This window comes from Streptomyces sp. CC53 (genome assembly GCF_001865245.1).
In the GTDB taxonomy this organism is placed as follows: domain Bacteria; phylum Actinomycetota; class Actinomycetes; order Streptomycetales; family Streptomycetaceae; genus Streptomyces.
This window is the reverse complement of sequence record NZ_MKXB01000235.1, coordinates 57,489-83,926: the sequence shown is the minus strand read 5'-3', so window position 1 is coordinate 83,926 and position 26,438 is coordinate 57,489. Positions and strand designations below refer to the sequence as shown.

Here is a 26,438-nt window from a genome sequence, read left to right as displayed (position 1 = left end):
CCGGCCTGACGGCCGCGCACGAGCTGGCCGAACGGGGCTTCCGGGTCACCGTCTACGAGCGCCGCGCCCTCGGCGGCAAGGCCCGCAGCATGGACGTGCCCGGCAGCGCGCGCGGCGGCCGCCGGCCGCTGCCCGCGGAGCACGGGTTCCGGTTCATTCCGGGGATCTACCACAACCTGCCGGACACGATGCGCCGCATCCCGTTCCCGGGGAACCCGCGCGGCGTCTTCGACAACCTCGTCGCACCGCGCGAGATGATGTTCGCCCGCAGCGGGCGCGAGGACCTGCGGTTCGCGATCCCCTGGCCGGGCCACCGGCCGGAGCGGCTGACGCTGGACGAGCTGCGCCGCGCGCTGACGGCGTTCGTCGAGACCGCCGTCCACCTCCCGGCGCACGAGACGGCGTACTTCGTGGGCCGGGCCCTGGTGTTCCTGACCAGTTGCCAGGAGCGGCGCGACGGCGAGTGGGAGCGCACCCCGTGGTGGGAGTTCACCCGGGCCGCCCGGATGTCCGAGGACTACCAGCGGATCCTCGCCATCGGTGTGACCCGCAACATCGTCGCCACGAAGGCGGAGGAGGCCAGCACCCGGACGGTGGGCACCCTCGGCGAGGCGTTCGTCCTCAATGCGCTGGGCCGGGGCGCGGACGGCCCGCCGGACCGGATACTCAACGCGCCCACGAACGAGGCGTGGATCGATCCGTGGGCCGAGCACCTGCGGAGCCTCGGCGTCGACCTGCGGGTCGGCTGGACGCTGCGCGAGCTCGTGTACGGGGAGGGGAGGATCAGGGCGGCGCGCATGGAGGACCCCGGTGGTGCACGGCGGGACGTGACCGCGGACCACTACGTCTGCGCCCTGCCGGTGGAGCACGCCCGGCGGACCTGGGGCCCCGCGCTGCGGGCCGCCGATCCGCAGCTGGCGCGCTGCGACCGGCTCCGCACGGACTGGATGACCGGCATCCAGTTCTATCTGACCGAGCGGCCGCCCCTGGTCAGGGGCCATGTGAACTGCGTGGACTCGCCGTGGTCGCTGACCGCCATCGCGCAGGCCCACCACTGGGACCGCGACTTCCCCGCCGACTACGGCGACGGGGTGGCCGTGGACTGCCTGTCCGTGGACATCTCGGAATGGGACAAGCCCGGCATCCTGTACGGGAAGACGGCGAAGGAGTGCACCCGGGAGCAGGTCGCACGGGAGGTGTGGGCGCAGCTGAAGGCGGCGCTCAACGACACCGGGCACCCCGCGCTGAAGGACGGCTCCCTGCACGGCTGGTTCCTGGACCCGGCGGTGGACGGACTCGGCACTCCGCATCCGACGAACGAGGACGAGCTGCTCATCCACCCGGTGGGGACGTTCCACGACCGGCCGCAGGCGGCCACCCGCGTGCCCAACCTGTTCCTCGCCGGGGACTACGTGTCCGTCGACATCGACCTCGCCACGATGGAGGGCGCCAACGCGGCGGCCCGGCAGGCCGTCAACGCCCTTCTGGACCGCGCCGGTTCGGCTGCGCCGCGCTGCCCGGTCCGCCCGCTGCTGCGGCCGCCCGAGCTGGAGGGCCTGAAGCGGCACGACCTGTACCGCTACCGGATGGGGCTCCCCCACGCACTCGATCTCGGATAGCGTCCCGGCCCGGTAGCGTGCGGACCCATGAAGCTGACGATTCTGGGCGGTGGCGGGTTCCGTGTGCCGCTGGTGTACCGGGCGCTCCTGGCGGACCGCGGCGAGGGCCGGGTCACCCGCGTCGTGCTGCACGACGTGGACGCCGCGCGCCTGGCGGCGATCGGCCGGGTGCTGGCCGAGCAGGCCGCCGGGGTGCCCGGCGCCCCCGCCGTGACGGTGACGGCGGACCTCGACGAGGCGCTGCGGGGGGCGGACTTCGTGTTCTCGGCGATCCGCGTGGGCGGGCTCGCGGGACGCGCCGCGGACGAGCGGGTGGCGCTTGCCGAGGGGGTCCTGGGCCAGGAGACGGTGGGCGCGGGCGGTATCGCGTACGGGCTGCGGACCGTTCCGGTGGCGGTGCACGTCGCCCGGCGGGTGGCGGCCGTGGCTCCGGACGCCTGGGTCATCAACTTCACGAACCCCGCGGGCCTGGTGACGGAGGCGATGTCCCGGGTGCTGGGCGACCGGGTGATCGGGATCTGCGACTCGCCGGTGGGGCTGGCCCGCCGGGTGGCCCGCGTGCTGGGGGTGGACCCGGCGGACGCCTGGCCGGACTACGTGGGGCTCAACCACCTCGGCTGGCTGCGGGGGCTGAGGGTCGGCGGGCGCGACGTGCTGCCCGGGCTGCTGGCCGACCCGGAGCTGCTCGGCTCGTTCGAGGAGGGCCGGCTGTTCGGCGCGGACTGGCTGCGGTCGCTGGGCGCGGTGCCCAACGAGTACCTGCACTACTACTACTTCGGCCGGGAGACCGTGCAGGCGTACCGGGAGGCCGCGGGCGCGGACGGGACGCGGGGGGCGTACCTGCTGCGCCAGCAGGCCGGGTTCTACGAGGACGCCGCACGGCCGGGCGTGAAAGCCCTCGACGCGTGGCTGCGGACCCTCGCGGAGCGGGAGGCCACGTACATGGCGGCCAACCGGGCGGCGTCCGGCGACACGGGGGGCCGGGCCGAGGAGGACCTGGAGCCGGGCGGGTACGAGCGGGTCGCGCTCGCGCTGATGCGGGCCGTCGCCCGCGGGGAGCGGACCACGCTCGTCCTGAACGTCCGCAACGGGTCGGCGCTGCCGGGGCTGGACGCGGACGCGGTGGTGGAGGTCCCCTGCGTGGTGGACGCCAACGGTGCGCGTCCGGTGGCCGTGGACCCGCTGCCGTACCACGCGGTGGGCCTGGTGACGGCGGTCAAGGCAGTGGAGCGGGAAGTGCTGGAGGCAGCGGCGACGGGCTCGCGCGAGGCGGCCGTGAAGGCGTTCGCGCTGCACCCGCTGGTGGACTCGGTGACGGTGGCGCGGCGACTGCTGGAGGCGTACCGCAGGGAACACCCGGGGCTCGCGTACCTGGCGTAGGGCGGCGCCCGCGGATGACTGCCGCAGCCGCGCGCGGCCGATAACAGCCCCTTTACGGGCAGTTGGGCCGCTCGTACGCTCCGGCTTCATGGTTGCTCAAGGCGCACGACTGCGCAGACTCGCCGTGTTCGCGGCCGCCGCCTGCCTGCTGTGGGCCGCGGTGCCGGGCGCGGGGGCGTCCGCCGCGGGCCGGTACGACGCGGCCGCCGCGGCGCCCCCCGACGCCGCCGCGGCCGTCGTCCCCGTGGAGATCACGGGTCCCGCGGCGAAACGGTTCAACATGGTGTTCCTCGGCGACGGCTACACCGCCGAGGAGCTGCCGCGGTTCCGCGCGGACGTGGACCGGCACGTCAAGGTGCTGTGGAGCATCGAGCCGTTCCGGTCGTACCGTTCCTACGTCAACGTGTGGGCGGTGCAGGTGCCGTCGCCCGAGTCGGGAGTGGACTGCGACCCCTCGCTGGACGCGCCGCGCCGTGACACCCCGCTCGGCATGGGCTTCTGGGGCGGCTGCGACCCGCGGAGCGTGCAGCGGCTGCTCACCGTGGACGGGGCCGCAGCCGACCGGTACGCGGACCTGGTGGCGGGGACGTCCCCCGCCAACCGGCAGATCGTGGCCCTCGCCCACAGCTCCACGTACGGCGGTGCCGGCGGCAGGTACGCGACGGCGTCCGGCGGGAACGCGCTGTCGTCGCAGATCACGCCGCACGAGATCGGGCACTCGCTGGGCGGGCTGCAGGACGAGTACGACTACTACGCGCGGGGCACCCCCGGCGGGGCGTACGCGGGTGGCGAGCCGGCGTCGGCGCACCACACCGTGCTCACCGAGCGGCAGCTGCGCGAGCGGCGCGCCAAGTGGTGGCGGTGGCTGGGCGAGGAGAGCGAGGCGGGCGGCGTCATCGGGCGGTACGAGGGCGGGCTGTACGCGGCGGCGGGCGTGTGGCGGCCCAGCCGGCACTCGTTGATGAAGACGCTGGGGTACCCCTTCGACGAGGTGGGCCGCGAGGTGATGGTGCAGGCGGTCTCGTCGAAGGTGGACCTGGTGCAGGGGCACACCCCGAACGGGGCGCCGATCGGGGCGGACCGCACGGTGTGGGTGGACACGCTGCACCCGCTGGGGGGCGAGCTGGCCGTGGTGTGGCGGCTGGACGGCCGGCCCCTGGACGTGGACGGCGCCCGGACCGTCGACCTGCGGCGGCTGTCCCTGGCTCCGGGGCGGCGCGCCCTGACGGCGACGGTGACGGACCCGACGCCGTTCGTCCGCGACCCGGCGGTGCGCGGCTCCGCGGCGCTGACCCGGTCGGTGGCGTGGACGGTGGACACCCGGCTGGTGACCCGTGCGCGACGGGTGGCGGCGGAGTTCACGGCGCACACGCCGACGGGGGCGCCGGTGGGTGCCTGGTCGGTGGTGCACGCGGACACGACTCACCCGCACGACCGGGCCCTGGCCGTGCGGTGGGCACTGGACGGCCGGCCGGTGGCGAACCCGGGCAACGACCGGGACCTGGACCTGTCGTCCCTGCGCATCCGGCCCGGCAGCCACACGCTCACGGCGCGGATCGCGGGGACCGGGCGCGTCCTGCGCTGGACGGTCGACGCGGCGCCGGCCGCGGCGTCGTACGAGCTGTCCGCGCCGCTGCGGACGGTGCGCGGGCCGGGGCGCCCGGTGGAGTACGTGTACGACGGGCCGTTCACGATGCGGCTGGACGCGGCCGACGACCAGGGCGGGCACGTCGTCACCCAGTTCCGGGTGAACGGGGACGGCTGGTACACGTACTACGGCTGGCCGACGGACGCCGGGGCGCCGTTCCTCTTCACCCCGTCGGGCACGGTGATCGACGGGCTGGTGTACGGGAAGCTCGGCAGTGCCCGCGCGGTGCCGTGGGACGACGCGACCCCGCGGTACGGGACGCACACCGTGGAGTACCGGACGATCGACCCGGCCGGGAACACCGGTGCGGCGGGAAGGTTCCTCGTCACGCTGGTGCCCCCGGCCACGCCCTGACGTCCGGTCAGGGGACGCGGGCCACGGCGGCGTAGCCCGGGATGGGGCCGTCCCCGCTGACGGGGACGGCCTCGCCCAGCGAGGGGTGCCACTCGGCGGTGAGCGAGACGCCCGGCTCCACGAGTTCCAGCTTGTCGAAGAAGCGGGCGAACTCGTCTCGGCTGCGGGGCCGCAGCGTCAGTCCGCGGCCCTGGTACACGGCGCGGGCCTTCGCGGCGCCCTCGGGGTCGAAGTCGCCGGTGACGTGGGACAGGACCAGGTAGCTGCCGGGGGCGAGCGTCCCGACGAGCCGGTCCACCAGGCCGTACGCGCCGTCCTCGTCGTCCACGAAGTGGAGCAGGGCCAGCAGCGACAGCGCGACGGGACGCGTGAAGTCCAGTACTTCCCCGGCCCGTTCGAGGATCGCGTCGGGCTCGCGGGCGTCGGCCTGGATGTAGGAGGTGACGCCCTCCGGGGTGGAGCGCAGCAGCGCCTCGGCGTGGGCCAGGACGATCGGGTCGTTGTCGCAGTAGACGATCCGTGCTTCCGGGGCGACCTGCTGGGCGATCTGGTGGAGGTTGGGTTCGGTGGGGATGCCGGTGCCGATGTCCAGGTACTGCCGGATCCCGGCTTCCGTGCCGAGCCAGCGGGTCGCGCGGTGCATGAACGCCCGGTTGACGCGTGCCATGTCGCGGCCGCGGGAGTCGATGGTGAGGAGCTGGCGGGCCATCTCCTCGTCGACCGGGTAGTTGTCCTTGCCGCCGAGGAACCAGTCGTACATCCGCGCGGGGTGCGGTTTGCTGGTGTCGATCCGGACGGCGGGCCGTGCGGCGTCGGTCATCTGACGCTCCCGTGGTGTGGGGTCGGGTTCCTGGTCGGGCTTGACACGTCGCCTGGGCAACGCTGGTGACGCTCCATCATGCAGGGTGCCGGGACGGCTCAGCCGGTCGGGGTGAGCAGGAAGTCGGCCTGCCCGGACTTGGCTCCCTCGATGAAGGCGGCGATCTCGTGGGGGCTGTAGATGAGGGCGGGACCGTCGGGGTCGGCGGACTGGCGCACCGCGACCCTGCCGTCGGCCAGCTTCATGGCCTCGAAGCAGTTGCCGCCGTTCCCGCCGCTCCACGGCTTGTGCCAGCCCTCGGTGCCGAGGTCCGCGGCGCGCATGCCGTTGTAGATGCGATCCATTCACAGCTCCTTGCGGAAACCCCGGAGGATCTCCTTCGTACGTTGTGCTGTGGCGGCCTGGGCCGCCATGCGGTCCATGACCTCGAGGTGGGAGGCCACCTCGGGGCGCGCGTCCAGATAGACGGCGCCGGTCAGGTACTCGCTGTAGACCATGTCCGGAAGCTCCGGCATGGCGAACCGGAAGAGCACGAAGGGGCCGTACGTGCCGGGGTGGTGGCCCGTGGCGAACTCCGCGATCTGCAGGGTGACGTGGGGCAGCTCGGCGGCTTCGAGGAGCCGGTCCGCCTGGGCCCGCATGACGGCGGGTCCGGTGCCCGGGGGCCGGCGGCGCAGCACGGTCTCGTCCATGACCACCCAGAACCGCGGCGGGTCCGGCCGGGTCAGCAGCGCCTGCCGCTCCATGCGCAGGGCCACGTGGCGTTCGATGTCGTCGTGCTTGACCGGGCCCACCGCCCCGGCGCGGAGCACGGCCCGTGCGTAGTCCTCGGTCTGGAGGAGGCCCGGGACGAAGTGCGGTTCGTAGGCCCGGATGAGGCTCGCGGCGCCCTCCAGGCTGACGTACATGCTGAACCAGCCGGGCAGGACGTCGTGGAAGCGCTGCCACCAGCCGGGCTTGTTGGCGTCCTCGGCGAGGCGGACGAATCCGTCGGCCTCCTCCGCCTCGACCCCGTACGCCTGGAGGAGCAGCTGCACGTAGGGGATCTTGAGGGCGACCTCGGCGGTCTCCATCCTGCGGATGGTGGCCGGGGCCACGCGCAGGATCTTCGCAGCCTCCTCGCGCTTGAGGCCGGCTCGCTCCCGCAGGTCCTGCAGGCGCCTGCCGAGGACGACCTGCCCGACCGTGGGGGCTGACCGCGGCTCGCTCACTGGTGACCTCCCCCACGTGCCGGTGTGTGCGTCGAGTCTGCCATGCGAAGAGCAGAGAGGACACAGCACTCTGCAAATTTCAGAGTGCCACTTGCCAAGTGTTGGCGACGGGAGGAAAGTATTCCGATGAACCAGTTGGTGAACCAGTTCACGCGGCTGCTGCGCGCTGCGCCCCGGTGACGGCGCGGCGCGTAGGGCCGCGCCCCCATGTGAGGAATCGGTCGTGGCACCTGGTAACGCGCTCACCCCCCGGCTCACAGCGCCACGACCGGATGCCGCGGTGCCGCCACAGCGGACCACTGCCCCTCCACCCACAGCCGCCGACCTGCGCCGTTTCGCGTTCGAGCTGCCCGCCCGCGCCGAGTCGGTGGCCCGCGCCCGCGGCCTGGTCACGGACCGGCTCGGCCGCTGGGGCACCGACCCGGGCATCCTGGACGCCGCCGAGCTCGTGGTGTCGGAGCTGTTCACCAACGCCGTCCTGCACACGGTCAGCAGCCGGGTCGTGTGCGAAGTGCGCGACCGCGGCGACCGGTTGAGGCTCGCCGTGCACGACGAGGGCCGCCCGGTCAGCACACCGCGGCCGGCGGAGGCGGAGGAGTGCGGCCGCGGACTGCTGATCGTCGACGCGGTGTGCAGCGCGTGGGGGGCGCACGGCGCCCGGCACGGCGCGGGGCGCGTCGTGTGGGCGGAGTTGACGCACGACCGGGCGGAACCGTGCTGAGGTCCGCGCCGTGCTGAGGTCCGTGGTGAGCCTGTCGACCGTCCGCGGCACGCAGCCGGGACCGCCGCACCTGCGGGACGTGCAGTTGTCGCCGCCGCCCCACCTGACGGCGGCGCTCGGCTGCGACGCCGTCGGCGTGCCGTCCCGGTACGGCGCGCGGCTGCTGGGCCGACTGCCGGGCAACGGCTGCGTGTTCGCCGATCCGGACTGGTGGTGGTGGCTGGTTCCCGCCGGTTCCGACGCGGACCTGCGCTGGCCGCTGCCCGCCTGCTACGCGCCGGGTGCGTACGTCCCCGACCGCCGCCCCCGCCTGATCCACCGCCCCGGCTGCACGTCGCCCTACACCCCGCCCATCCCGCTCTACCTCATGGTGTGCCAGCTCACCGGCACGGCGCCCTCCTGGACGCTCCCGGGGGTCGGCTCGCGCCACTGACCGGCGGCCGCCGCCGGCCCGGTACGGCCGGGGCACACGGGAGCAGTGGGTCACGGCGGCGGCACGACCGCGGCGCCGCAGGACTACGACTACCGAAGCGGGCGGCGGGGCGGAGGAGGGCTGCTTTCGCTAGCGTCGGTGGCATGGAGCCCGTGACACCTAGCCTGCGCGAGGTACTGTCCGACCCGTCCCGCGTGGTCGTCCTGGACGGCGGGCTGTCGAACCAGCTGGAGGCCGCGGGTCACGACCTGGGCGACGCGCTGTGGTCCGCGCGGCTGCTGGCCGAGGACCCGGAGGCGCTGGTCGCAGCCCACCTCGCGTACTACGAGGCGGGCGCGGACGTCGCGACCACCGCGAGCTACCAGGCGACCTTCGAGGGATTCGCCCGCCGCGGCCTCGGCCGGGAGCGCGCCGCCCGGCTGATGGCACTGAGCGTGCGCCTGGGGCGGGAGGCGGCCCGCCGGGCCCGTGCCCGCGGGGTGGCCCGGCCCCTGTGGGTGGCCGCGTCGGTGGGACCGTACGGCGCCCTGCAGGCCGACGGCTCCGAGTACCGCGGCCGCTACGGGCTGGGCGTGGCCGCGCTGGAGGCGTTCCACCGTCCCCGTCTGGAAGTGCTGGCCGCGGCCCGGCCCGACGTGCTGGCCCTGGAGACCGTGCCCGATGCGGACGAGGCCGCGGCACTGCTGCGCGCGGTGCGCGGGCTGGGGGTCCCCGCCTGGCTGTCGTACACGGTGGAGGGCGACCGCACGCGGGCCGGGCAGCCGCTGGAGGAGGCGTACGGGCTGGTCGCCGACGCCGGTGTGGACGAGGTCGTGGCCGTGGGCGTCAACTGCTGCGCGCCCGAGGACGCCCGCCGCGCGGTCGAGGTGGCCGCCCGTGTCACCGGGAAACCGGTCGTGGTGTACCCGAACAGCGGCGAGACCTGGGACGGGGTCACCCGCGGCTGGCGGGGGCGCACCGCCTTCACGGCGGACCGCGCGCAGGAGTGGCGTCGGGCGGGGGCGCGTCTGGTCGGCGGCTGCTGCCGGGTGGGCCCGGAAGCCATCGCGACCGTGGCCGCCCGGCTGCGGTCGGACACGTCGTGAGGGCACCCCGTTCCCGGCGGGCCCACCTCGTGCGGGCGCCGGCGGCTCGCGGTCGGCGGTGGCGCGGGTGGCCGCGACCGGGTGTCGGCAGTGAGCCCTCGTTCCGCGCCGGGCGGGGGCGCCGACCGGCGGAGGTCCCGTCGGGCCCGCACCGTGCAGACGGGGCGGGGCGAGCCCGCGCGCCCGGCCCGGTACTTCCTACGCGGCCGCGGCGAGGTACACGTAGAGTCCGACGGCTCCGAGGATGCCCAGCAGGATGAGGCCCGAGGCGAGCCCGGTGTGGCGTGAGCGGCGCCCGCGCGCGCGTTCCGCACGGTTCCGGCGCGCCGCGGTCCGGGGCCGGCCACCGGTACGGCCGCGGTGTGCGGCGGTGCGGGGGCCGGGGACGAACACGGTCGCCCCGGACCCGTCCGCGGCGTCGGCCAGCAGGCGGCGGCACAGGGCGGCCAGTTCGTCGCGGCCGACCGCCAGGCTGACGACCGCCTCGGAGCGGGCGGGCGCCGTCGTCCCGCCGTCGAGGATGCGCCCGGCGCGGACCAGGATGTCGTCCCGGGTGCCGCGGGGTGCGAGGCTGATCCACCGGCCGACGTGTTCACCGCGGATCACCACTCCCCCGCCCCGTTCGCGGTACAGCGTGTGCTCCCTCCACAACAGCGGGCCCAACTCGGCTGCTGCCTCTCTCAGTTGCGTGTGCATGATCTCCCCTCCGCCGCACCCGCCGTTCGAACGGGCTTACGTGCCCGGGCACTCTAGCGTCCGGTGCCGACAGCGGTCCGCCGCGGTCAGGTGGTGGCGAGATACCCGCGCAGCGCCGCCGTGAACGCGGCCGTGAAGCGGTCGCGGACCTCCGCCGGCAGTCGGTCGAGGGACAAGTACGGGTTGAGGTCTTCCAGTTCGACGAGGAGCAGCTCTCCGTCCTTCGTCCGGCAGGCGTCCACCCGCTGGATTCCGTGCCGCATCGTGTTCCACTCGATGAACCGCCGCGCGAACTCCAGGTCGCCGCTGGTCGGCACGTACGGTTCGAGCACCCAGCGCCGCTCGGGATCGGGCGCGTACAGGGCGTACTGGAAGTCCTGGTCGACGAAGACGAAGGACACCTCGTAGCGGAAGTCGACATGCGGCTGCACCAGGACGTCGGGGGCGGCGAGCCCGGGCAGGGCGTCCCGGGGAACCGTCCGCATGCCGATCGAGTCGGCGCCCGCCTTCGGCTTCACGACGTACGCGCCGGCGGCGGGCAGTCGTTCGAGGTCGTCGGGGCGGTCGACGGTCGGGATCACGGGGAATCCCGCGGCGCTCAGCTCGACGAGGTACTGCTTCCCCGCCATGTCCGCGCTGCCCGTCAGTTCGTTGTAGACGCGCACGCCCCGGGCGAGCGCGCGGGCCCGGAAGTCGTCGTAGGCGGCCTGATAGTGCAGGACGGGGCCACTGTTGCGGACCACGACCGCATCGAAGCCGTCTATCAGGGCGGCGGCGTCGCGGGGGTGGCACAGGGCGAGGTCGGCGTAGTCGCGGAGCTGCGAGGCCAGGTGGATGTCCTCGTCGCCGTACCTTCGGCCGCGCGCGGGATAGGCGAGGTCGGTGACGTACAGAAGGCGGGGGCGGGCGGACGGAGACACGATTCTGCTGCTTTCCGGAGAGGCTGGGTCCGGGGCCGGGCGGCCCGTCCGCAACCTATCCCGAGGGCGCGGGCACCCGGAGCGGCCGGCGGCCGGGAGACCGCCGCCGCCCAAGGGGCGGGAGCCCGGGACACGCCGGTGCGGGCGGGGCGACACCACGTCCGACCAGAGCACCTGCTGGTCGCTCCACACACGTGCGAGAACCGCGAGGGGCTGCTCGCCGGGGCGGGTCTGGACGCGGCACGCCGCCGAGGCACACCGACGCCCACGTCGCGGGGCCCGGAGCTTGACACACCCGCGCCCCTCACGGCGCCGGGCACCGGTGCGGTGTGCGGCGCCCGGCCTACGCTGGGAGCACGGCCGCGGCGGCCCGCGGGCAGGAGGCGCGCCGGGACCGGGGCAGGCACGGAGGGACGCCATGCACGGCAGCCGCCAGTTTCACACCGACATCGATGGCCACTCCATCACTGTGAGTCTCGGGGCGGGGCGGAGCGGCTCCGCCGAGCTGCTCGTCGACGGCAAGGTGATCGGCTACGTACGGGAACGAAGCGGCCGCACCACTCTGCTCGACGGCGAGCTGGCGGAGGACCCCGTACGGCCCTTCACCGTCCGCGTCCGGCAGCCCGCACTCGGCCCGGGCGCCCCGGAGTGCACCGTGGAGATCGGGGGCGAACGCGTCCCGATGCCGGAGCGCAGGACGCCGAGGGCGCACCGGGGCTGACGGGGATCCCCGGGGCAGTCACGGGAGCCGGCCGGCGGGGCGCGCACCGGCTCCCGTGACCGCCCCGCCGGCTCACGCCGGATTTCTGCTGCGCCGCACGACGGCAGCTGCCGCGTACCCCGCCGTGCCCGACCCGCGCTGGGAGCACGACCGCGGCGGCCCTCGGGCCGGGGCGCGCTCCGGTGCGACGGCGGCCAGGTGCCCTGCGGACCGCGGAGGACGCGGGGGACGCCGTGGACGGCAGCCGGCACCGGCCGTGCCGCACGACGAGCCACCGCGTACCCCACCCGGCGCCCCACACGGGCAGCCGGACCGGCACCGGCCGCCCGGCGGGCCCGGGCGCGGCGCAGCCGGACAGGCGGCCGTACTCGCCGGTACGCCGCCAGATGGCGTGCACCGCCCGTGGACGGCGCCGCGGCGGGGGCAGCGGCGACACGGGCGGGCGCCGCTCGAAAGAGTGGGGTTCGGACGCTACCGCCGTGGCAGGCCCCACCTGCGGGGAACCCCTCACTCCGGAACCGTCCGGACCGACCGGGCGGGGCGTGCTCACGCACTCGGAGGAACAGAATGATCAGGAAGGCTCTTGCCTGCACGGCGCTCGTCGCGGCCGCCATGGCACTCGGAACCGCCCCCGCCGCCGCCACCGACGAAGACGGCGGCAGCTTCCACGCGGGCGAGTACAGCGCCACGCACCTGCACTACCTGGAGTCCGCGGGCGGCGCCGTCATCTTCGGTGCCGACACCCACGAGGGCTCCTACATGGGCGCGAACTGGTAACAGGCCCCGGCAGCAGGCACCGGTGTCCGTCGGCCTGGCCGGCGGACACCGCCCGTGCGGGCCCGAAAGCCCGGGCTCGGGCCGCCGGGCCCGTCGGCGGCGGAGTTCCTCAGCCGAGGGTGCGGACGGCGTCGACGACGAGGTCCCAGTACGCGGGGACGTCCACGTCGACGCCGACGTGCGCATTGGGCGGGGCGCCCGTGACGCCGTCGAGGTCCACTACGGTGGCGCCCCGGGTGTGGGTGCCGGTGAGCTCGACCGCCACCGGAGCGTGCACGAGGGTCACCAGCGCGGGATCGATGAGGTGCGCCACGGTGAGCGGGTCGTGCAGGGGAGGGGCGGGGAAACCGAACACCTCGCGGTACGCCGTTCCGAAGCGGGTCAGCAGTTCCGTGCACAGCCGGGCCAGCGGCGTGCCGAGCGCGGCCACGCGGGCGACCACGTCGGGGGTGGCCAGTGCCCGGTGGCTGACGTTCAGCCCGATCATCGTGACGGGCAGGCCGCTGCTGAAGACGATGTCGGCGGCCTCCGGGTCCGCGAGGATGTTGAACTCGGCGGCAGGCGTACGGTTCCCCCGGCCCGTGGAGCCGCCCATGAGCACGATCCGCTCGATCCGGCCGTACAGCTCCGGGTGGGCGAGGAGCAGCGTCGCGATGTTGCTGAGCGGCCCGGTCGGCACGAGCGTCACGGGTTCGGGGTGGGCGAGCAGGGTGTCGCGGAGGAACGTGACGGCGTCGCGCTCGTCGACGGGCACGGTCGGCTCGCCGAAGCCGGGGCCGTCGAGCCCGGACTCGCCGTGGATGTCCGGCGCGACGATGCCGGCGCCGTGCAGGGGGCGGGAAAGTCCGGCGGCGACGGGCACCCCGTGGATGCCGGCGGCGGTGCAGATGCGGCGGGCGTTGAGGGTGGTCTTCTCCACGGTCTGGTTTCCCGCCACGGTGGTGATGCCGAGGAGGCGCACGGCGGGGTGCGCCGCGGCGAGCATGAGGGCGAACGCGTCGTCGTGGCCCGGGTCGCAGTCCAGGATCACGGGAACGGCCATCTGCGTCTCCTCTCCCGGCCCGCACCGGGCCTCGTTCCCGGCGGGGTCCTTCGCCCACGCGGGCTGCCCGGCCGGTACCGGCGGCCCGTACCGCGAAAGGCGCCGTGGCCCAGCCTCCCCCGAGGCGGTACGGCTGTCACGAACGTCCCCGGCGACGCGCGGGAGGACAGCCGGCCGGTCCGCTGACAGGGCGTCACGCACGGTCCTCCCCGGGCGCCCCCGGGATCGCCGGCACTCGTTACGGCCGCGGCCGGAGGGGTACCTGGGAGGGCCGCACCCGGAGTGCGCCACAACCCCCGAGCGGTACACCCGGATGGCGCAGCAGTACGTCGACGCGGGCTTCGACCGGCTGGTCACCCAGAACGCGGCGCCCGATCCGGACGGCTTCCTCGACTTCTACCGGAGGGAGCTGGACACGCGGCTGCGCGCACTGAAACCGGACGGGGTGCCGGCCTGAGCGGCGGTCCCGGACGGGGCCACTCCTGTGGCGCCGGGCCTCGTTCCGCCGATCGGCCGGCCCTCCTGTCCCACAGCTGCGGAGCCGTCCGCCACGAAGCCCCGGTCACGTGTCGCCGGGCCGGGGACGGCGGGCGAGAGCCGCCCTGGGGCCCGGGGGCGGCACGCCCCAGCGGGTCGGAGCGCCCGGCGCCGGGCCGGGCAGCCGTCTGCCTCCTGCCGGAGGCGGGCGCCCCGGCCGGGTCACCATGCGTGCTCCTCGTCACCAGGCGTGCCCTCTGCTCCAGGTGTACTTGCCGCCGCCGACCCACCGCACGACCGTGGGGTCGTCGAGGTCGACGTGGGTGAGCCCGGCCTGGTAGGCGATCCGGACCACGTCCGTGAGGTCGCGGGCGGTGCCGGCCACCTGCCCGTCGATCTCCACGACGCGGAAGGGCGGGTCTGCGGGTACGACACGGAGGACGACGATGCGAGCGGTCACGGGCGCTCCTCTCCAGGGCGACCGGGTCGCCCGCGCCGCATCCGGCGAAACGCTCACGGCTGCGGAGCGGGTCCCGGTGGCCGGCCGCTGGGCGTGCGCCCCGCCCGGCCGGTGGATGGTGCTTCAGCGCCGTACGAATACCCCCGACGGGCACGAGAACACCCGCCGCCACCGCCCACGGGCGGTACACCCCGCCCCGTGGGCGCGGAGGGGCGCGGAGGGGCGCGGAGGGGTGCCGAGGGGTTCGCGGCGCTCGGCACCGGCAGGGTGCGGGAGCAGGGACCGGTGCGGCGGCGGGAGGGCCGGCCCGGGCAGCGGTGCCGCTCCCGGGCGCCGGTCAGTGCGGAGAGTGCGCCCGGTTCTCCTCCGCCGCGCGCTCCAGCGCGTCCAGCACCTGCCGCAGCTGCGCCAACGTGTCCACGTCCACCACACGGCCGTCCGCGATCTTCGCGCTGGCCAGCGGGATGCGGAGGGACTCGGGCAGGACCCTGGCCCCCATGACCAGCAGGGTTTCCTCCAACCACGCCTGGGCCCGGTCCCCGCCGGTCCTCGACGGCGAGGCGGTGACCACGGCGACCGGCTTGTCCACCAGTTCCCCGCCCCCGACGACCCATTCGAGGCCGTTCTTCAGTACGCCGGAGGTCCCGTGGGCGTACTCGGGGCTGGAGATCAGCACCGCGTCGGCCGACTCCAGCAGGGCCCGGAACGCGCGAACCACCGGCGGCGGACCCGCGCTCTCCTGGTCCTGGTCGAAGTACGGCAGGTCCCGCAGACCCTGATAGACCGTCAGCGCGGCACCGGGCGGGCACAGTGCGGCGGCGGTGCGCACCACCGCCGTGTTCAGCGATCCGTCCCGCAGGCTTCCGGAGATCCCGACGAACTTCATCCGGCCACCCTCTCACGCGGTGGTGCGCGGCCCGCAGAAGCCCCCCGGCCTGCGGGATGCGGGAGCACTCGCCTGGCCGGGACGGGTGGCGTCAGGAGGCGGCGGCGGTCCGGGTCGCGTCGGCGGCCACCGACGGGGCCTCCCGGTAGAAGATGTCGATGTCCACCTCCTCACCGCCGACGATCAGGGTGTCCCACGCTCCGCTGTCCAGCAGGGTGCGCAGGGTGTCGGAGCGGAGCGTCTCCAGGTGGGCCCGGAGGGCGGCGTCGTCGGGCATGCCCGGGACGCGGGCCGCCAGCCGGTCGCGGATGCCGCGCAGCCGCTCGACGAAGGCGTCGAGGTCGGAGCTCCTGTCCTGGTCGCCCCGTTCGGCGCCCGCTTCGATGCTCTGCGCGATCTTGTCCTTGATCGCGCAGCTCACCCCGTCCTCGTCCGTGGTGATCATCGCGTTCCACGCGCGGCTCTTGTGCCGGTACTGGAGCATCGACATGGCCGCCTCGTGGCGGGTGAAGTCCGCGTCCCGGAAGGGGCGTCCGGACCAGGCTCCGTTGAGGGACCGGGCCAGGGAGATGGCGGAGCCGAGCCCGCTGTTGAGCCCGCGGCCCGGCCAGAAGTGGATGGCGTTGGCGGCGTCACCGAGGAGGAACCCGTAGGTGGCCGGGCCGGTCGACGTGGCGGGGTGCAACCGGGTGGTGAAACGGGGCCGCTGCACCATGTCGAGCCGGAACGCGGTGACGGCGCTCAGATCCTGCTCGGCGACGCCGAACAGCGACAGTCCTTCCCGTACGCGCTTCCACAGTGCGGAGCCTCGGACCATGGCGGGCAGGAACAGCGTGCTGTGCGTCGCGCACTGGAAGTCGCCGTGATCGTCGCGGCCCATGACGCACGGACGTGACGCGATGCAGTCCTCGAAGACGTGCCGCACCGGGTCGATGCCGATCACCTCGGCGGCCTCCTCGTCGGTGAGGCGCATGTTCAGGAATCCCTCACCGCGCAGGGCGTTGAGGAGGAACCGGTTCTGTGCCACGGTCAGCAGGACCGTCATGGGGTCGCTGAGCGACGACTTCACGCGCAGCCCGAGGACGACGTCCTGGATGTGACGGCCGTGCAGGGAGTATATGGACGTGTCGGCGTTTCCGAACCGGTCGGCGAAGTGCTCACGCGTCCGAGAGCGCCCGCCTTCACAGATGGCGAGGACGTGCCCCCTGTTCTCCGGCCCGTAGTCAGCGGGGTCGAACGTCTCGGGAACCAAGCGAATGTGGCCCATCTCGTTCGCCAGTGCGAGGAGCTGGTCCTCGATATACGCGATGCGCAGGTTTCGCGGCTGGTATCCACGGAGGGAGTCAGGGCCGACCGGCCACATTTCGGAGTAGGCGTCGCCGCGGAAAAGCCTTTCCTGCACCTGCTGGGGAAGATTGAGGTACTGGCGGCTCTGGACGGTGACGACCTGCCGGCGCCGGACGTTTCCTTGCGCCTCGCTCTTCCAGACGACCTCCGCCCCGTCCTGCATCCACCGGCCGTCGTACACGGTGATGTCCACGCGGTGGCCCATGAGGTGCTCCAGCAGCAGCGCGAAGCTCAGTCCGACGGGCCCGCCGCCGGACACGGTGACCTTGAGGACGTCCCCCGCGGCCACGGCCGCCCGGGAAGGGGTGACGGGCTGGAGGACGGAGAAGTCCAGGATGGTCTCCAGCGGGTCGGCGGCCTCGAAGCGGAAGGTCTCGCCTCCGATCGCGACGAGGTCTCCGGGCTCCAGTTCGCGGGAGGTGACCCGCTCGCCGTTGACCCGGGTGCCGTTGCTGCTGCCCCGGTCGTACAGGACGAAGCCGTGGCCCTCCCGGCGCACTTCGGCGTGGAAGCGGGAGACGTTCGCTCCCGGTACGACCACGCTGTTGCCGCTGTGGCGCCCCAGGGTCACGGGCCCGGCACCGACGGGGAACTGCTTTCCTGCCAAGGAGCCCTGGTGGCCGACGAGCCGAGGAGGCATGAGTCACCCGTTTCCGCTGAGAACACGACGATGACGACTTGCAGGACCGGGCATGGGAAACGGCCACCCGCAACACCCCCCGCGGGCAGACCGGAACGCGCAGCCAGCATAATCCGGCCACGGGTCCGGTGAGAAGGCGGTAAGCCGGTCCGATGACCGTCCTGTGCCCGTTCTGTGAACGGGTGGAATTGCAAGGCCGTGCGGGGGCTCTCGGGGTGGACGTGACGACCGGGGCAGGGAATTCCTGTGGGGCACACAATGCGACGGTGGAGAACAACGCAGCCGTCATTCTCCACGATCACGTCCGGTACTGCTCTCACCCTCCCGTGGCGTCGCAGCCGAACCGTAATCGGTCGGGCGTGCGGCACGGGCACCGGAGCGGTGACCGGCGGGGCCGTTACCGGACCCGGTCTTTTCCCACCCGCCCGTCAGGGTGTTTGCTGGAGAACAGTCAGGAGCACGCCCACGGCTCGGAGACCCAGATGACACACGCACCACTGCGCCGCTTCCGGCGCCTCCGGCCGACGGCGCTCGCCGCCGCGCTGGTCGTGCCCCTCGCCCTGACCGCCTGCGGGAGCGGCGGCGACGGCAGGGCCGCCGGCGGCCCGTCACCCGCCGCGCCGGCCTCCACCGCGGCGCCGGCCTCCCCTTCCGCGTCCGGCACCGCCGACCCGGCCGGGACGCCGTCCGCCGAACCGCCCACGGCCGGCACACCGGCCACGAGCCACTCCACCGGGCCGCGCAAGCACCCGGGTGGCGGAGCGGAGAAGGTGGGCGTCGCCGTCTACTTCCTCCACGGGGAGCAGGTCTCCCCCGCTCCGCGCTCGGTGCGCGGCCCGGACACGGCCGCCGGGGCGCTGCGCGCCCTCCTGTCCGGTCCCAACGGCTTCGAGCGCGGGCACGACCGCTCGACCGCCATCCCGTCCGGCACCACGCTCAACTCGGTGGTGGTGCGCGACCGGGTCGCCACCGTGGACCTGTCCGGCCGCTACGACGACGGCGGCGGCTCCCTCTCGACGCGGTCACGGCTCGCCCAGGTCGTCTTCACGGTGACCCGGTTCCCGTCGGTCGACTCGGTGCGCTTCGCCCTCGACGGGAAGCCGGTGAAGGCGTTCGGCGGCGAGGGCGTGCTGCTCGACCGGCCGGTGGGGCGCGCGGACTTCGAGGACCTGACGCCGGACATCCTGGTCGAGTCCCCGATGATCGGGGAGACCGTGCGGTCACCGGTCCGTGTGTGGGGCAGCGCCAACACCTTCGAGGCCACGATCCGGTTCAAGATCACGGACGCGTCCGGTGCAGTGGTGGCGGACCTGTTCGGCACTGCCTCCTCGGGCAGCGGCACGCGCGGTACCTACGACCTGACGGTCCCGTACCGGTCCGCGACGGCGGGCGCCGGGGTGCTGACCGCGTTCTGGGACTCGCCCGAGGACGGGCGGGAGATGGTGTCGGACAGGGTCCCCGTGCGCCTGGCCGGCTGACCCGCGGCACGCCCTTCCGGCACGCCCGCAGCCGCGGGAGCGCAGCGGACGGCAGGGGACGCGGGGGAAGGCAGCGGGACGCCCCGTCGGGGGACGGGCAGGTGCCGGTTCCACGCGGGGCAGCAGGCCGTGCCCGGAGGGCAGCGGGCCGATCCGGGGGACCTCCTGAGTGCGGGGCGCACCCGCCGGGAGCTCCGCGGTGCACGGTCACCGTGGAGGGGCGCAGGCACGGCGGGGACTGCGGGAGCCGGGCGGGGACCGGGGCGCCCCGCTCGCCGGGGTGCGGGCCGCGGCGCGGCGGGGCGCCGGGTGTCCCGGCGGGCGCGGCCCCCCGGAAGGCCCGGGGAGGCGCCGGGACGTGGGGGCGAGCCGGGTCGGGGCGCGGCCGACGGACAGGGGCGGCAGGCGGCGGGGGCCGATGGCCCCCGCCCGGCCCGGAGAGCGGCCGGGCGGGGACGGCCCGTCCCCGGCCCCGCGGTGGGCGGGCTGCGCGGCGGCGGGGAAACCGCCTGGGCGTTGTCAGAGGTGATCTCTACGATGGTCCCCACATCCGATCGCGATTCGTGAGGGGGGGACCCCGCGATCGCCCGACCCCGCACCCGCGGCCGCCGTCGTGGCCGTCGGCGTGTCTCCTTGGTGCCCATGAACCTGCACGCGTCCGAAGAGCCCGTCCCGTCCGAACCGTCCGTCAGCACCTTCCAGGTGGACCTGCGGGGCCTGGTCGACCTGCTGTCCCACCACCTGTACTCCAGCCCCCGCGTCTACGTCCGTGAGCTGCTGCAGAACGCGGTCGACGCGGTCACCGCCCGCCGCGCCACCGACCCGGCCGCGCCCGCCCGGATCCGGCTCACCGCCACCGGCGGCGCGGTGGTCATGGAGGACAGCGGCATCGGCCTGACGGCGGAGGAGGTGCACACCCTCCTCGCCACCATCGGCCGAAGCTCCAAGCGGGACGCGCTCGACGGGGCGCGTCAGGAGTTCCTCGGCCAGTTCGGCATCGGTCTGCTCGCCTGCTTCGTCGCGGCCCGGCAGATCCGCGTCGTCTCCCGCTCGGCCCGCAGGCCCGACGAACCGCCCGTGGAGTGGCTGGCCGACGACGACGGGTCGTACACGGTCCGCACCCTGCCGCACGAGGCGCGGCCCGAGCCGGGCACCACCGTGCGGCTGGAGCCGCGGCCGGGCGCCGAGGAATGGACCGATCCCGCCCGCGTCGCCGAACTCGCCCGGGACTTCGGCTCACTGCTGCCGTACGAGGTGACCTTCACCGGACCCGACGGAACCGACCGGCAGCTCACGGAACGGCCCCCCGTGTGGGACCGGCCCCATGCGACGCCCACCGCACGCCGGGTGGCGCTCGCCGGCCACTGCGCCCAGGTCTTCGGCTTCACGCCGCTGGACTCCATCGACCTGGACCTGCCCGTCGCGGGCGTGCGCGGTGTGGCCTACGTGCTGCCCTCGGCCACGAGCCCGGCGCACCGGGCCCCGCACCGGGTGTACCTGAAGGGAATGCTGCTCACCGACCGGGCCGACAACCTGCTGCCGGACTGGGCGTTCTTCGTCCGGGTCGTCCTCGACACGGACACGCTCCGCCCCACCGCGTCGCGGGAGAACCTGTACGACGACGAGACGCTCGCCGCCGTCCGCGAGGCGCTGGGGGCCCGCGTCCGCGAGTGGCTCGCGGACCTGGCCGCCGGGGACCCCGACCGCCTCGCGGCCTTCCTGTCGGTGCACCACCTGGGCGTCAAGTCGATGGCGCGGCACGACCCCGAGCTGTTCGCGCTCATGCTGCCGTGGCTGCCGTTCGAGACGAGTGACGGCCGGGTGACGCTGGACCGGTTCGCAAGGACGTACCAGCAGGTGCACGTCACGCAGACCGTGGAGGAGTTCCGGCAGGTCGCGCCCATCGCGGCGGCGCACGGCCTGGGCGTCGTGAACGGCGGGTACACGTACGACGCCGACCTCGTCGCCCTGCTGCCGCAGGTCCTGCCAGGGGTCAGCGTCGCCGAGCTGGACGCGGGCGCCGTCACCGCCCACCTCGACCCGGTGGCCCCGGACCGCGAGCTGGCCCTGGCCGGGTTCCTCGCGACCGCCCGGACGCGCCTGGACTCCCTCGGCTGCGACGTCGCGCTGCGCGCCTTCCAGCCGGTCACCGTACCGGCGCTCTACCTCGACGACCGGGAGGCCCGGCAGGAACGGGACCGCGCCGCCGCCGAGGAGGGCGCCGACACCCTGTGGAGCGACATCCTCGGCGCGCTGCGCGGCTCCGCCCCGCGCGCCCGCCTCGTGCTCAACCACGACAACGCCCTGGTGCGCCGCATCGCGGCCATCGAGGACCCCGAACTCGCCGGCACCGCCGTCGAGTCGCTGTACGGGCAGGCCCTGCTCATGGCGCAGCGGCCGCTGCGCCCCGCCGACACGTCACTGCTCAACCGGGCCTTCCTCGGGCTCCTGGAGTGGGCCACGCACACGACCGCAGAGGAAGGACAGAAGTGACCACCGCACCCGCCCACACCCCCGAGGCCGTCCTGCAGGCACTGCGGGAGAACCAGTCGGCTCCCAACGGGCCCCTCCGTAACGCCCGCGCCGAGGAGCTCGTCGCCGCCGCCGAGTCGACCGGTGACCGCGACCTGGTCAGGAAGGCGCTGTTCGAGCTGATCGCGGCGTACGAGTTCAGCACCGAACGCGGGCGGATGCTGGTGCCGTTCGCGCGGCTCATGCAGGAGTGGGACAAGGACCCGTCGGCGTTCGACCAGCACGACGTCCACCGGTTCCACTGGATGTTCAAGTGGGTCAGCTCCGGGATGCTGACCCTCCCGGAGATCCCGCTGGCCACCGTCGAGCGGTGGCTCTCCGAGATGGAGCGCCGCTACCGCACCGCGGGCTACAGCGAGCGGGCCGTGCGGCAGGCGGAGTTCACCCTGGCGCACGAGACCGGGGACGCGGAGCGCGCCGCGCGGGCGTTCGCCGCGTGGACCGCCGCCGACCGGGACTCCATGGCCGACTGCCACGCCTGCGAGCTGAACGACCAGGGGAGGTACCGGCTCCACCAGGGCCGGGTCGACGGGGCGCTGGACACGTGGGCCCCTGTCCTGGACGGCAGGTCGACGTGCGCGGAGGAGCCGCACCGGGTGCTGGCCGAGTCGCTGCTGCCGCTGGTGCGCAGCGGGCGGCTCGACGCGGCCCGCGCGCACCATCTGCGCGGCCACCGCCTGGCCCGCGGCAACGAGAGCCTGCTCCCGGCCATCGGCCGGCACATCGAGTTCTGCGCGCTCACCGGGAACGAGGCGCGCGGACTGGAAGTGCTCGCCGAGCACGCCGCGCACCTCCCCGCGGACGGCAATCCGGCCGCCCGCCTCGACCTGCTGGGAGGCACCCTCGTACTGCTCCTGCGGTTGCTGGCGCTCGGCCACGGGGACCAGCCGGCCGTCGCCTACGGCGGGAGCCCGCGCACCGTCGCGGAGCTGCACGGCCTGCTGGACGCCGAGGCCGCGGCGATCGCGGCACGCTTCGACGCCCGCAACGGCAGCACCGCCGTCTCGGGGCGGTTGCGGGACCGCCTGGCGCAGGAGCCGCTCGTGGAGCGCCTGCCCCTGGGGGTGCGCACGGGACGGCTCTCTGCGCCCCGGGGCGCCGCGCCGGCGCCCCGGGAGACCGCCGGGGACGCGCCTCGGACCGGCACAGCCGAGGACCTGCCGGAGCTGGTCGCCGAGGCCCGCAGGCTCAGGGCCCTCGGCCACCCGAGGACGGCGGAGGTCTGGGACCGGGTGGCGGCGGCCCTCTCGGCGGCCGGTCGGGCACCGGACCCGCTGCTGGCTGCGGACCTGCTGGACCGGCGGGCGCTCGCGGCGGCGCAGGCCGCGGAGGAGGCGGCGGGACCGCTCTTCCAGGATGTGCTGGAGGCGTACCGGGCCGCAGGTGACCCGGCCGGGGCCGCGCTGGCCGAGCAGCGGCTGGCGGTGGCGGCGATACGCGGCGGCGCGGAGCCGGAGGCCGTACGGGACCTGCTGGCGCGGGCCGCGGACGCGGCGCGGGCGCTGGACGAGGCGGAGCCGGCGCGGACGCGGCGCGTGGCCGCCGTGGAGCTGCTGCGCATCCGGTACGAGTCGATGCGGCGGGAGGAGGCGGGGGACGACGGCGGTGCGTGGACGGACGCCGCCCTCGCGGAGTTCGTCGCCACGTACGCGGAGGGCGACGGCGTCGACGACCTCGTCGGTGACGCCGAGCAGCTGCGCGCCGACCACGCCAGGCGGTCGGGCGACCCGGAACGGGCGGACGCCCTGCTGGCGTCGGCGGTGCGGCGCATCGTCGGCGCGGGCCGGCCCTGGGACGCCGCCGAGCACCTGGCCCGGCGGGCCCGGCTGCTGCTGGACCTGGGCCGGGTGGACGAAGCGGAGGACGCGGCCCGCACCGCGGTGGAGCACGGCGCGGAACTGGTGGACGCGGGCGGGTCCGCCGCGTTGCGGACCACCCTGGCGGAGGTCCTGTACCGGCAGGACGGCAAGGAGGCCGAGGCCGTCGCGTACGCCCTGGAGGCGGCCCACTGGTGGGACGCGGCCGGAGAGCCGGCCGGCCCCGGGGCGTACGCCCGGATGCTGCTGGCGCAGGCTCTGGGAGCGGTGGGGCGGCACGCCGAGGCCGCCGAGGTGCTGGAGTCGGCGCTGCCCGACCTGCTGGAGCACGGCGACGAGCACGTCGTCCGGGCACGGGACGCGCTGGCCCGGAGCCTGCGCGCCCTGGGCGACGCGGAAGGGGCGGCGGAGCAGTACCTGCGGGCCGCCGAGCTCACCGCGGCGTGGGAGCACCAGGGCGCGCACGCGCAGTTGGCGACGCTCGCCGCGGAGTGCCTGTCGGACGGCGGGCTCGATGACGACGCGGTCGCCGTGTACCGGCGGGCGGTCGGGCTGTGGGAGACGGTCGGCGATCCCGTGTCGCTGGCCAGGGCGCTGCGCTCGCTGGCCTGGCTGGAGGCCCGGGGGGACTTCGTCGCTGCCCGGCGGCTGATGGACCGGGCGCTGGCGGCGGTCGCCGCGGACGGGGATCCGCAGCTGCTGCTGGAGCGTGCCCGGACCTGGTCGCAGACGGCGCAGCTGGTGATGGAGGTGGCCGACGCGCAGGCGGAGGACGGGGACGCGCCGGGCGGGGACGCGTCCGGTGGCGGGGGCCTCGCGACGGCGGGTCAGGAGTCGCTGGCACTCCTCGACCAGGCGGTTGCCGCCTTCGCCGCGCTGGGGCCGGCCGGGCTGGACGAGCGCGTCCAGTGCACCGGCCGGGCCGCCTGGACCGAGCGGCGCCTGGGTCGCGTCGAGGCGGCGGTGTCCCGCGTGCGGTCGGTGATCGCCGCGATCGGCCCGGCCGGGACACCGGACGAGGAGCGGGCCGTGGAGCGGCTGGAGTTCCTGCTGGAGAAGCTGACCGAGGCGGCCTGACCCGGCGGCCGCCGCCCCGGTCCAGCCTCCGGCCTGCGCTCCCACCGCAGGCCGGAGGCACCGCTCCGGGGGCGGCCGCTGCCTTTCTGCCGGACGGACCGTGGCGGCGAGGCGCACCTCCCGTGGTCGAGGACAGGCGGGTCCGGCGGCGGGGCCGGCTGGTGGGCTGCTCCTGCTCCGCCGGGTGCGGGGCCCGTGAGCGGGGCTTCCTCTCCGGCGGGCGTACCCGCGGTCCCCGGGGCCGCCGGGCCGTCCGTTCCCTGCTGCGCCTGGGGGTACCACCGCCGGTGCACCGCGGGCTCGGCACACAGCACGGCGGCGCCTGTGACCGTGCCGACCTGCGGCGCTGGTGCTCCCCCGCCGTGGAGGGGCGCGGCCGGATCGTCGCAGCACCGCGCGCGGCGGGAAGCGGCAACGCCGCCGTGGCGGACCGCGGTCATCGGGGACGGCGGTCCCGTCCCCCATGTGCTCCCCTCCGCGCGCACCGATCAGCAGGGCGGCTTCTCCGGGCGGGGTGCGGTCAGTTCGGAAGCCGGGGACGGGTCAGTCGACGGCCACCACGCCCCGCGCCCTCTCGATGAACTCCTCCAGGGTGCGCCTCATGTCCTCGGTCGAGGAGGTCCAGGTGGACACCTCGGCGTTGCCGGTGCCCGCACGCGCCGCTCCGGCTCTCTCCTTCGTGGCGTGCCGGAAGTCCGCTGCGGAGAGGATGAGCCCCTGCGCAATGTGGGCAAGGGCCGCGGGCCCCTCCAGCCGGACGATCTGGCACTTCTGGAACACGTCCGCATAGCGCTCGTCCAACACGGCGAGGAGGGCGTCGAGTTCGGCCGCCTTCTCTGCGGTCAGGGGCGCGCTGACGGGCCAGGGGAGGGCCTTCCCCACGGGCTCCACGAGGTCGCGGAACTTCTCGTACGTGACGATGCAGTCCACGTAGGAGGTGCGACGCAACTCCCGGTGCCACCTGCTGAGGTCACGGGCCGCCTGGCCCTCGGTCTGCTCCTGGGCGGCCTTCCGCTGGCCCCGCTGGACGGCGAGCCCGAAGAGCCCGGTGAGGAACACTCCGCCCAGCGCCCACACGGGTGCCCAGTCGAAGCCGGCGGCGTGCTCGGCAGCGGACCGTGTCCATGTCGAGTACATGGCGGAAGTGTGCCATTCGAGCTGCGGCGGGCCTCGGGCGGGACGCCTCGGAGGCGGGCTCCCCGCACCTGTGGGGACGGTCTCGGCGGCGTCACGGCCCGCGGGGGCGCGCATCGCCGGCCAGGGCTCCACCCCACGGGCGCCGTTCCCCTCCCCCGCCCGCTGCCCGGTGGGCGGCGGGCGGGAGGCGGCCGTTCGGTTTCGGTGCGCCCCGCCCGGACCACTACGCGATGCGGGACCGGATCGGCGCGGCAGGGGTGACGCCCCGTTACTCGGTCACGTAGTCGCGCAGTTGCGCCGGTTCGAGTCCGGCGGCGTCGGCGGCGGCGAGGACGCGTGCTAGGTCGGCGGCCAGGTTCTCGGTGAAGTGCAGCAGGACGATGTCGCCGGCCTTCAACTCGGGCGTGGGCGCCGGAGTGCCGCCGCCCCAGGTCGTCAGGTCGTGGGTCCAGGTGACGAGGGCCTTCGCCCCGCAGGCCCGTGCGGCGCTGCGGGTCTCCTCGTCGTAGGTTCCGTAGGGCGGGCGGAACAACCGGGGACCGTCGCCGAACTGCGCCAGGTGGCGGTCGCGGGCGCCGCAGATCTCCGCGCGCTGGGCCGGGCCGTCCAGGGCGGTCAGGTCGGGATGGTTGACGGTGTGGTTCTCTATGCGTGAGGGGCCGTGTGCGAGGAGGGACTGGAAGTACGCGGAGTCGTAGGCGTACGCGCCGGGGAGCACGAACAGCGAGGCGGGGACGCGACGGTCCAGCAGCAGTCGCGCCGCCGCCGGGTCGTGGTGCCAGCCGTCGTCGATGGTGAGGAACACGACGGGCTCGTCGGTGTCGATGCGCGAGACGACGGGCACCGGCTGCGGCCAGGGGGTGAAGCCGGTCAGGAAGACCAGCGGGACGAGGACGGCGAGGACGGCGCGGAGAGTGCCGCGCATGCGGGGTCTCGACATACGCCGCATCATTGGTTTAGACCACACACCCTGTCAAGAGGCCCTCTACGGACGCCACTTGGCCGTGCGGAAAGCAGGCAGCCGTCCCACTCCCCCACCGGCCAGCCAGACCCCGCACGGGCTCCCTTTCGGAGCAGACCGCAGAGCGGCTTCCCGAGAGCCGTCAGTGGCCTCCTGCCGTGCTCCCCGCCATGCCCGGACGACATCGCGGATCGCCCCG

The 26,438-nt window shown here is 74.8% G+C and carries 22 protein-coding genes and 1 pseudogene; 12 read left to right on the top strand and 11 right to left on the bottom strand.

Annotation, left to right across the window (positions count from 1 at the left end; genetic code table 11):
* From BJP40_RS30755 to BJP40_RS30745, 3 genes are all read left to right on the top strand, one after another.
* Window positions 1–1,619: FAD-dependent oxidoreductase (locus BJP40_RS30755; protein ID WP_256220842.1), on the top strand; the 1,619-nt coding region annotated here is incomplete at its 5' end.
* A 27-nt stretch (window positions 1,620–1,646) separates the two neighbouring features.
* The gene (locus tag BJP40_RS30750; protein ID WP_071284164.1) at window positions 1,647–2,999 is read left to right on the top strand and encodes a 6-phospho-beta-glucosidase; all 1,353 of its coding nucleotides are present in this window, start codon (window positions 1,647–1,649) and stop codon (window positions 2,997–2,999) included.
* 88 nt (window positions 3,000–3,087) lie between these two features.
* On the top strand, window positions 3,088–5,001 hold the full coding sequence (locus tag BJP40_RS30745; protein WP_079171595.1) for a M64 family metallopeptidase: 1,914 nt from the start codon (window positions 3,088–3,090) through the stop codon (window positions 4,999–5,001).
* 7 nt (window positions 5,002–5,008) lie between these two features.
* On the opposite strand, the gene BJP40_RS30740 is transcribed toward BJP40_RS30745, so the two are convergent.
* The 3 genes from BJP40_RS30740 to BJP40_RS30730 form a co-directional block, all read right to left on the bottom strand.
* Window positions 5,009–5,821: an SAM-dependent methyltransferase gene (locus tag BJP40_RS30740; RefSeq protein ID WP_071284161.1), complete on the bottom strand. Its 813-nt coding sequence runs from the start codon at window positions 5,819–5,821 to the stop codon at window positions 5,009–5,011.
* A 98-nt stretch (window positions 5,822–5,919) separates the two neighbouring features.
* Window positions 5,920–6,165, bottom strand: a complete 246-nt coding sequence (locus BJP40_RS30735; RefSeq protein ID WP_071284158.1) for a DUF397 domain-containing protein — start codon at window positions 6,163–6,165, stop codon at window positions 5,920–5,922.
* Entirely contained in the window at window positions 6,166–7,032 is an 867-nt protein-coding gene (locus BJP40_RS30730) for a helix-turn-helix transcriptional regulator (RefSeq protein WP_071284155.1), read from the bottom strand.
* A gap of 223 nt (window positions 7,033–7,255) precedes the next feature.
* Between BJP40_RS30730 and BJP40_RS30725 the strand changes: the two genes are divergently transcribed.
* The 3 genes from BJP40_RS30725 to mmuM all read left to right on the top strand — a co-directional run bounded on the left by BJP40_RS30725 (window position 7,256) and on the right by mmuM (window position 9,271).
* Window positions 7,256–7,753, top strand: coding sequence for an anti-sigma regulatory factor (locus BJP40_RS30725; protein WP_079171594.1), 498 nt, complete (start codon window positions 7,256–7,258; stop codon window positions 7,751–7,753).
* A 10-nt stretch (window positions 7,754–7,763) separates the two neighbouring features.
* On the top strand, window positions 7,764–8,186 hold the full coding sequence (locus tag BJP40_RS30720; protein ID WP_071284152.1) for a hypothetical protein: 423 nt from the start codon (window positions 7,764–7,766) through the stop codon (window positions 8,184–8,186).
* Window positions 8,187–8,329: 143 nt separating this feature from the next.
* Complete coding sequence (gene mmuM / locus BJP40_RS30715; RefSeq protein WP_071284149.1) at window positions 8,330–9,271, top strand: homocysteine S-methyltransferase; 942 nt, start codon at window positions 8,330–8,332, stop codon at window positions 9,269–9,271.
* A 198-nt stretch (window positions 9,272–9,469) separates the two neighbouring features.
* On the opposite strand, the gene BJP40_RS30710 is transcribed toward mmuM, so the two are convergent.
* Both BJP40_RS30710 and BJP40_RS30705 read right to left on the bottom strand, forming a co-directional pair.
* Entirely contained in the window at window positions 9,470–9,967 is a 498-nt protein-coding gene (locus BJP40_RS30710) for a hypothetical protein (protein ID WP_071284146.1), read from the bottom strand.
* Window positions 9,968–10,053: 86 nt separating this feature from the next.
* Window positions 10,054–10,887, bottom strand: a complete 834-nt coding sequence (locus tag BJP40_RS30705) for a hypothetical protein (protein ID WP_071284143.1) — start codon at window positions 10,885–10,887, stop codon at window positions 10,054–10,056.
* Between the two features lie 418 nt (window positions 10,888–11,305).
* On the opposite strand from BJP40_RS30705, the gene BJP40_RS30700 reads away from it, so the two are divergent.
* Window positions 11,306–11,608, top strand: coding sequence for a hypothetical protein (locus BJP40_RS30700; protein WP_071284141.1), 303 nt, complete (start codon window positions 11,306–11,308; stop codon window positions 11,606–11,608).
* 567 nt (window positions 11,609–12,175) lie between these two features.
* Complete coding sequence (locus tag BJP40_RS30695; RefSeq protein ID WP_071273669.1) at window positions 12,176–12,385, top strand: hypothetical protein; 210 nt, start codon at window positions 12,176–12,178, stop codon at window positions 12,383–12,385.
* Between the two features lie 109 nt (window positions 12,386–12,494).
* Here the strand turns inward: BJP40_RS30695 and BJP40_RS30690 are convergent, their stop codons facing one another.
* Window positions 12,495–13,427, bottom strand: coding sequence for a nucleoside hydrolase (locus BJP40_RS30690; protein WP_071284138.1), 933 nt, complete (start codon window positions 13,425–13,427; stop codon window positions 12,495–12,497).
* Between the two features lie 283 nt (window positions 13,428–13,710).
* Between BJP40_RS30690 and BJP40_RS33445 the strand changes: the two are divergent.
* Window positions 13,711–13,884 (top strand): annotated as a pseudogene (locus BJP40_RS33445) (LLM class F420-dependent oxidoreductase); the annotation flags it as partial.
* 261 nt (window positions 13,885–14,145) lie between these two features.
* On the opposite strand, the gene BJP40_RS30685 reads toward BJP40_RS33445, so the two are convergent.
* The 3 genes from BJP40_RS30685 to BJP40_RS30675 form a co-directional block, all read right to left on the bottom strand.
* Window positions 14,146–14,364, bottom strand: coding sequence for a hypothetical protein (locus BJP40_RS30685; protein ID WP_071284135.1), 219 nt, complete (start codon window positions 14,362–14,364; stop codon window positions 14,146–14,148).
* A 337-nt stretch (window positions 14,365–14,701) separates the two neighbouring features.
* On the bottom strand, window positions 14,702–15,250 hold the full coding sequence (locus tag BJP40_RS30680; protein ID WP_071273677.1) for an NADPH-dependent FMN reductase: 549 nt from the start codon (window positions 15,248–15,250) through the stop codon (window positions 14,702–14,704).
* A 91-nt stretch (window positions 15,251–15,341) separates the two neighbouring features.
* The gene (locus tag BJP40_RS30675) at window positions 15,342–17,237 is read right to left on the bottom strand and encodes an FHA domain-containing protein (protein ID WP_079171593.1); all 1,896 of its coding nucleotides are present in this window, start codon (window positions 17,235–17,237) and stop codon (window positions 15,342–15,344) included.
* A 482-nt stretch (window positions 17,238–17,719) separates the two neighbouring features.
* Between BJP40_RS30675 and BJP40_RS30670 the strand changes: the two genes are divergently transcribed.
* From BJP40_RS30670 to BJP40_RS36145, 3 genes are all read left to right on the top strand, one after another.
* The gene (locus tag BJP40_RS30670) at window positions 17,720–18,715 is read left to right on the top strand and encodes a GerMN domain-containing protein (RefSeq protein WP_071284190.1); all 996 of its coding nucleotides are present in this window, start codon (window positions 17,720–17,722) and stop codon (window positions 18,713–18,715) included.
* A gap of 642 nt (window positions 18,716–19,357) precedes the next feature.
* Complete coding sequence (locus BJP40_RS30665) at window positions 19,358–21,208, top strand: HSP90 family protein (protein WP_071284133.1); 1,851 nt, start codon at window positions 19,358–19,360, stop codon at window positions 21,206–21,208.
* Complete coding sequence (locus tag BJP40_RS36145; RefSeq protein ID WP_071284130.1) at window positions 21,205–24,141, top strand: hypothetical protein; 2,937 nt, start codon at window positions 21,205–21,207, stop codon at window positions 24,139–24,141. Before BJP40_RS30665 ends, BJP40_RS36145 begins: the two co-directional genes overlap by 4 nt.
* A 543-nt stretch (window positions 24,142–24,684) precedes the next feature.
* Here the strand turns inward: BJP40_RS36145 and BJP40_RS30655 are convergent.
* Together BJP40_RS30655 and BJP40_RS30650 are read right to left on the bottom strand one after the other, a co-directional pair.
* Window positions 24,685–25,278: a hypothetical protein gene (locus BJP40_RS30655; RefSeq protein WP_071284128.1), complete on the bottom strand. Its 594-nt coding sequence runs from the start codon at window positions 25,276–25,278 to the stop codon at window positions 24,685–24,687.
* Window positions 25,279–25,546: 268 nt separating this feature from the next.
* Window positions 25,547–26,218, bottom strand: coding sequence for a polysaccharide deacetylase family protein (locus BJP40_RS30650; RefSeq protein WP_071284126.1), 672 nt, complete (start codon window positions 26,216–26,218; stop codon window positions 25,547–25,549).
* Between the last annotated feature and the right edge of the window lie 220 nt (window positions 26,219–26,438).